We start from the raw sequence: 5978 nt of genomic DNA on the forward strand, positions 1-5978 counted from the left end.
CAGCGAGCCGTTCGCCGGTGCCGGTGTCGCGCCACACAAAGGGTTCGACTTCGACCCAGTCGCGCGGTCCGGCGCTCAGTCCGTCGAGCGCGGGCATCGCGATCTTGCCGTCGGTTCCGACCACGATCTGCGCCTGGCCGAGCAGGCCGAACAGGCTCATGAAATTGGTGAAGGACCCGCGGCTCGACACATAATGGCCGGCTAGCATCGCGGCATGGTCGCGCGCGGTCTTTTCGTCGACCTGTCCGGGCTTGGGCGTGCCGGGCAGATAGCGGTCGGCGAACTGGTGGAACAGCGCGCTGCGGATCGCGCCCGCTGCGCCTTCCTTGCCGGGGCTGTTCATCGACACGAACAGGCCGATGTCCGAATCGGGGAACAGCCACAGATAGCTGTGGAACCATTCGGTATCGCCGCCGTGCGCGATCGCGCGATGCCCGTTGACCCATTGTTCGTAGAAGCCGAGCGCCATGCTGTTGAGCGGGCCGACGCCGGGCGCCTTGTAATCGTGCATCAGCTTCGCCGTCTCGGGCTTCAGCAGCACGCCGCCGTTGTTCAGATGCGCCATCATGAACTTGCCCATGTCGCCGCCCGACGCCGACAGGCTGCCCGCGGGGGCCGGCACGACGATTTCGAAGGGCTTCGCCTTGTCGGTCATCACGCGGTAGCCGCTCGACATGAAGGGCGCGAGCGCGGCCGGCAGCGGCTGGCGGAAGCTCGCATATTTCATGCCCAGCGGCGCGAAGATGTGCCGGTCGATATAGTCATCGAAGGATTCGCCGCTGGTGCGCTGAACGATGTATCCGGCCAGCGCGGTCGCATAGTTGGAATAGGCGGGCGTGCTTCCCGGCGCAAACACCCGCGCGGGCAGCGCTTCGCGCGTATAATCCTTCAGCGGCATCACCGCCTTGGGATCGCTGCTGATCAGATAGCGGATCGATTCTTCAAAGCCCGCGGTGTGCGTCATGATATTGCGCAGCGTCACCGGCTTGCCCTCGAAGGGCGGAATCTTGAAATCGAGATAGGTGTTCACATCCTTGTCGAGGTCGAGCTTGCCGGCTTCGACAAGCTGCATCACCGCGGTCCAGGTAAACAGCTTGGACACCGAACCGGGGCGGAACAGCGTCGTCGCGGGATCAACGGGCTTGCGCGACGCGACATCGGCAAAGCCATAGCCCTTCTGCAGCACCGTGCCGCCGCCGCGCACCACGACGACGACCGCACCGGCAACCTCGCCGCGCGCGAGCGCATAGGGCATGAAACCGTCGAGCCACGCCTCGACATCGGCGGCGTCGAGCTTGGCCGCGCCCGCGGGCGGCGGCGGCACGGCCGGCGTCTGCTCCGCCGGCTTGGCGGCGATCTGCTGCACCGGCCCCTGCGCGGCCAGCGGGACGGCCGCCAGCACTCCCAATCCTATCATCAGCTTGCGAAGGAAACGCATCGCTTTATCCCCCTTATCCGGCGCGCCGCGCGACATGCTTGCAGCGAGCCGCGAGACGCCTTACCAAGGGTCAGCAATAAGTGACCCAATGCGGACATAATGATCCTGATTGGAAAATTGTCAAATGAGGAATGGACCGACCCGATGACATCCCGATCGAATCCCCCGACGCTCGGCGAGGTCATGCGGGGAATTCGCACCCGAAACGGCTGGACGCTCAAGGAAATGAGCGCGCGCTCGGGCATCCCGGTATCGACGCTGTCGAAGGTCGAACATGACCGGCTGACGCTCAGCTACGACAAGCTGCAACAGCTCAGCCAGCGGCTCAACATCCGCATGTCCGACCTGTTCGCCGAAGATGCGGGGGACAGCGCGCCGCGCGTTACCGGCCGGCGCAGCGTCGGCACGATCGACACTGCGGTTCGCGTCACCACCGACAATTACGACTATCATTATCTTTGCACCGACCTGCGGCAAAAGCGCATGATCCCTATCATCACGCGCATCCGCGCGCGCAGTGCGAGCGAATTCGGCGAGCTCGTCCACCACCAGGGCGAGGAGTTCATCTATGTCATCGAAGGGCGGATCGAAGTGCACAGCGAATTTTACGATCCCGTGGTCCTCGACGCGGGTCAGGGCATCTATATCGATTCGTCGATGGGCCACGCGTATGTCGTCGCCGACGGCTGCGACGAGGCGCTGGTCCTCGGCGTCTGCTCGAGCGCCGACGAAGGGCTGATGGATTCGCTGATGAGCCTCCATGCATAGCCGCTCGCCCTTCGTCGCGGCGCTGCTCGCCAGCTCGCTGCTCCTTTCGGCCTCGGCCGGCGCGCGCGGCGCGGCCCCTGCCTATGACGTCGTCATCCGCGGTGGCACTCTCTACGACGGTTCGGGCGCCGCCCCCGTCGTCGGCGATATCGCGCTGAAGGGCGAACGCATCGTCGCGGTCGGCACGGTCGCGGGCAGCGGCCGGACCGAGATCGACGCAAAGGGCATGGCCGTCGCGCCCGGCTTCATCAACATGCTGAGCTGGGCGACCGAATCGCTGATCGCCGACCCGCGCAGCCTCAGCGACATCCGCCAGGGCGTGACGCTCGAAGTGATGGGCGAAGGCTGGTCGATGGGCCCGTTCAACGCGACGATGAAGGCGCAGGAGACCGAGCGTCAGGGCGATATCAAATATGACATCAGCTGGACGACGCTGGGCGATTATTTCGCCTATCTCGAAAAGCGCGGCATTGCGCCCAATGTCGCAAGCTTCGTCGGCGCGGCGACGGTGCGCGTGCACGAACTGGGCGAAGGCGATGTCGATCCCACCCCCGAACAGCTCGCACGGATGCGCGCGCTCGTCCGTCAGGCGATGGACGAAGGCGCGCTGGGGGTCGGCAGCTCGCTGATCTACGCCCCCGGCTCCTATGCCGAGACCGACGAACTCGTCGCGCTGACCAGCGAGGCGGCGCGCTGCGGCGGCATGTATATCAGCCATATGCGCTCGGAAGGCGACCGGCTGGAGGAAGCGGTCGACGAACTGATCGCCATCGCGCGCCGGTCGGGCGCGCCGGCCGAAATCTATCACCTCAAGATGGCCGGCCGCGCGAACTGGGACAAATTCGCGCCCGTCGTCGCCAAGATCGAGGCGGCGCGCGCCGCGGGAACGCGGATCACCGCCGACATGTACACCTATACCGCGGGCGCCACCGGGCTCGACGCCGCCATGCCGACCTGGGTTCAGGCGGGCGGGCTGGAGGCGTGGATCGAGCGACTGAAGGACCCGGCGATCCGCGCCCGCGTCGCGGCCGAAATGAAAAAGCCCGGCAGCGACTGGGAGAATCTCTACATCGGCGCGGGTGCCGACAAGATGATCCTGACCGGCTTCAAGAATGACGCGCTCAAGCCGCTCACCGGCAAGACGCTGGCCGAAGTGGCGGCGATGCGCGGAAAATCGCCCGAAGAAACCGCAATGGACCTTGTCGTCGAGGATGGCTCGCGCGTCGGGACCGTCTATTTCCTGATGTCCGAAGACAATGTCCGGCGCCAAATCCAGCTTCCCTGGATGAGTTTCGGCTCGGACGCCGCATCGCAGGCGGCCGAGGGCGTGTTCCTGAAATCGGGCGCCCACCCGCGCACCTACGGCAATTTCGCCCGCCTGCTCGGCCGCTATGTTCGCGACGAAAAGCTGATCCCGCTCGAAGAGGCGGTGCGGCGGCTGACCTCGCTCCCCGCGGGTAACCTCAACCTTCAGGATCGCGGCGCGCTGCGCCCCGGCTATTTCGGCGATGTCGTGATCTTCGATCCGGCGACCGTCGCCGATCGCGCGACCTTCGAAAAGCCGCACCAATATGCGACCGGCGTGCGCGATGTGTTCGTCAACGGTACCGCGGTGCTGCGCGGCGGCGATCCGACCGGCGCGACCCCGGGCAAGGCGGTACGCGGATCGGGCTGGAAACGCTGCTCCTGATCGCGCGCGCCAATTGACCGGCGGCGGCCGAAACCGCCGCCGGCCCCGTTCAATTCAGTCTCTTCAGTTGGATTCGCTCTGATCGGCGCCGTCGGCGGGCGCTTCGGGCGGCGGGGCGGCGGCGCGCGCCTTGCGCATCGCTTCCATTTCGGCCTTGTCGACGAAGCCGTCGCCATTGGTGTCGAGACGCTTCATCAGCGCATCGACCCGCTCGGGTGTCGCCATCGATGGCTCGCCCATGCGCTCGGCGCGCATCTGCATCATCTTGGCGATCTCGTCCTTGTCGAGCTTGCCGTCGCCATTGGCGTCCATCATCGCGAACATGCGTTCGCCATTATGCGCCGGCGGCTGCGCGTGCGCGGCCGGTATCGCAAGCATCAGCGGCGCGGCAATCGTCAGAAATTTTCTCACATGTCGTCCTTCACTATGGGCGGCAAAGCGCCGGGCACCCCGCGGCTCAATGACCCATCGATTGTCGCAAAACTATACCAGTTGCGTCGTAGTGCCGCAGTCGCGGGCCAAAGCACCGCCGCGCCCGCTCGTCAGGGCGTCAGCACGACCTTCCCCACCACCTCGCGCCGTTCGAGCATGGCAAACCCCGCGCGCCAATCGGCAAGATCGAGCACAGCGTGGACATGGGGGCGGATCGCCCCGCTCTCCGCCAATGCGTCGATCGCGGCGATATTCTCGGCCCCGCGCTCGGGAAAGCGGCGGCCATATTCGCCCGCGCGCACCCCGACGACCGAAAAGCCCTTGATCAGCGGGATATTGACCGAAATCTCGGGAATCCGCCCCGACGCAAAGCCGACGACGAGCAAGCGGCCGCCGAAGGCGATGCAGCGCGCCGATTCGTCGAACACATCGCCGCCGACCGGATCGAAGATGACATCGGCGCCCTTCCCTTCCGTCAACGCCTTCACCGTCTCGCGAAAACCGGGCGCCGCCTCGATCACCGCGTCGGGTGCGTAAAGCGCGGCGATGGCATCGCGCTTCGCGGCGCTGCTTGCCGCAGCAATCACCCGCGCGCCCAGTCCGCGCGCCAGATCGACCGTCGCCAGGCCCACGCCGCCCGCCGCGCCGTGGACCAGCACCCAGTCGCCGGGCGCGACCCGCGCGCAGCGGACGAGCGCGACATAGGCGGTCAGATAGGCGACCGGACACGCCGCCGCCGCCGCCCAGTCAAGCGCGGCGGGCTTGCGCCGCAGCGTCGCCGCCGGAACGATGCAATATTCGGCCATCGCACCGAAACGATTGCCGCCGATCACCGCATCGCCGGGCGCCCAGCCTTCGACGCCCGCGCCCACCGCATCGACCTCACCCGAAAACTCCAGCCCGGGCACAAAGGGCAACTCGGGTTTGAGCTGATAGGCGCCGCGCGTCATCAGCAGGTCGGGAAAATTCACCGCCGCCGCCCGCACCCGCACCCGCACCTCGCCCGGCCCGGGTTCGGGCCGCGGCAGGTCGGCGATCGCGCAACCCGCGTGATCGGGCGCCAATTGGCTCACTTGCAGCGCGCGCATGAAAATCCTTTCCTACAATATTCCAATATGGTTCGTTTTCATATTCCAATGAACCACAGGAGCGAATCATGTCCCTTGCCGACCTGCCCCGCCTTGCCATCGACGCATTGATCGATGCCGTCATCGACCGCGAAGGCGGATATGTAAACCATCCCGCCGATCGCGGCGGCCCGACGCGCTGGGGGATCACCGAGGCCGTGGCGCGCGCGCAGGGCTATACGGGGCCGATGCGCGATCTGCCCCGCGCCGAGGCGGCCACCATCTATCGCCGCATCTATTGGCTGCGCCCCGCCTTCGATCGTGTCGCCGCGCGCGCGCCGCGCATTGCGGCCGAACTGTTCGATACCGGCGTCAACATGGGCACCGCGATCGCCACTGGCTTTCTCCAGCGCGCACTCAACGCGCTCAACCGTACGGCGCGCGATTATCCCGACATTACCGTCGACCGCGCCATCGGCCCGCGCACGCTGTCGGCGCTCGACGGTTTTCTGAAAGCGCGCGGCAAGGGCGGCGAAACCGTGCTGCTGCGCGCGATGGAGGCGCTGCAGGGCGAACGCTACAT

At 66.4% G+C, this 5978-nt stretch carries 6 protein-coding genes; 3 read left to right on the top strand and 3 right to left on the bottom strand.

What is annotated here, in order from left to right; translation table 11 throughout:
- Window positions 1-1438 (bottom strand): serine hydrolase domain-containing protein (locus ABS88_RS23155; protein WP_286750717.1); only part of this gene is annotated, 1438 nt, incomplete at its 3' end.
- Window positions 1439-1582: 144 nt separating this feature from the next.
- Between ABS88_RS23155 and ABS88_RS23160 the strand changes: the two genes are divergently transcribed.
- Window positions 1583-2206 carry a helix-turn-helix domain-containing protein gene (locus ABS88_RS23160; RefSeq protein WP_062765817.1) on the top strand — a complete coding sequence of 208 codons (624 nt, stop codon included), beginning with the start codon at window positions 1583-1585 and terminating at the stop codon, window positions 2204-2206.
- Complete coding sequence (locus tag ABS88_RS23165) at window positions 2199-3896, top strand: N-acyl-D-amino-acid deacylase family protein (protein ID WP_286750718.1); 1698 nt, start codon at window positions 2199-2201, stop codon at window positions 3894-3896. Before ABS88_RS23160 ends, ABS88_RS23165 begins: the two co-directional genes overlap by 8 nt.
- Before the next feature lie 63 nt (window positions 3897-3959).
- On the opposite strand, the gene ABS88_RS23170 is transcribed toward ABS88_RS23165, so the two are convergent.
- A complete protein-coding gene (locus ABS88_RS23170; protein WP_133058461.1) occupies window positions 3960-4307 on the bottom strand; it encodes an EF-hand domain-containing protein in 348 nt (115 codons plus the stop codon).
- A gap of 131 nt (window positions 4308-4438) precedes the next feature.
- Window positions 4439-5416 carry an NADPH:quinone oxidoreductase family protein gene (locus ABS88_RS23175; protein ID WP_286750719.1) on the bottom strand — a complete coding sequence of 326 codons (978 nt, stop codon included), beginning with the start codon at window positions 5414-5416 and terminating at the stop codon, window positions 4439-4441.
- A 68-nt stretch (window positions 5417-5484) separates the two neighbouring features.
- Here ABS88_RS23175 and ABS88_RS23180 point away from each other — a divergent pair.
- A partial coding sequence (locus ABS88_RS23180; protein WP_286750720.1) for a glycoside hydrolase family 108 protein occupies window positions 5485-5978 on the top strand: 494 nt, incomplete at its 3' end.

This window comes from Sphingopyxis sp. SCN 67-31 (assembly GCF_001725095.1).

Bases quoted from the DNA above. Each gene is read 5' to 3' on its own strand.
- ABS88_RS23160 (WP_062765817.1), top strand. From the start codon at position 1,583: ATGACATCCCGATCGAATCCCCCGACGCTCGGCGAGGTCATGCGGGGA.
- ABS88_RS23165 (WP_286750718.1), top strand. From the start codon at position 2,199: ATGCATAGCCGCTCGCCCTTCGTCGCGGCGCTGCTCGCCAGCTCGCTG.
- ABS88_RS23175 (WP_286750719.1), bottom strand. From the start codon at position 5,416: ATGCGCGCGCTGCAAGTGAGCCAATTGGCGCCCGATCACGCGGGTTGC.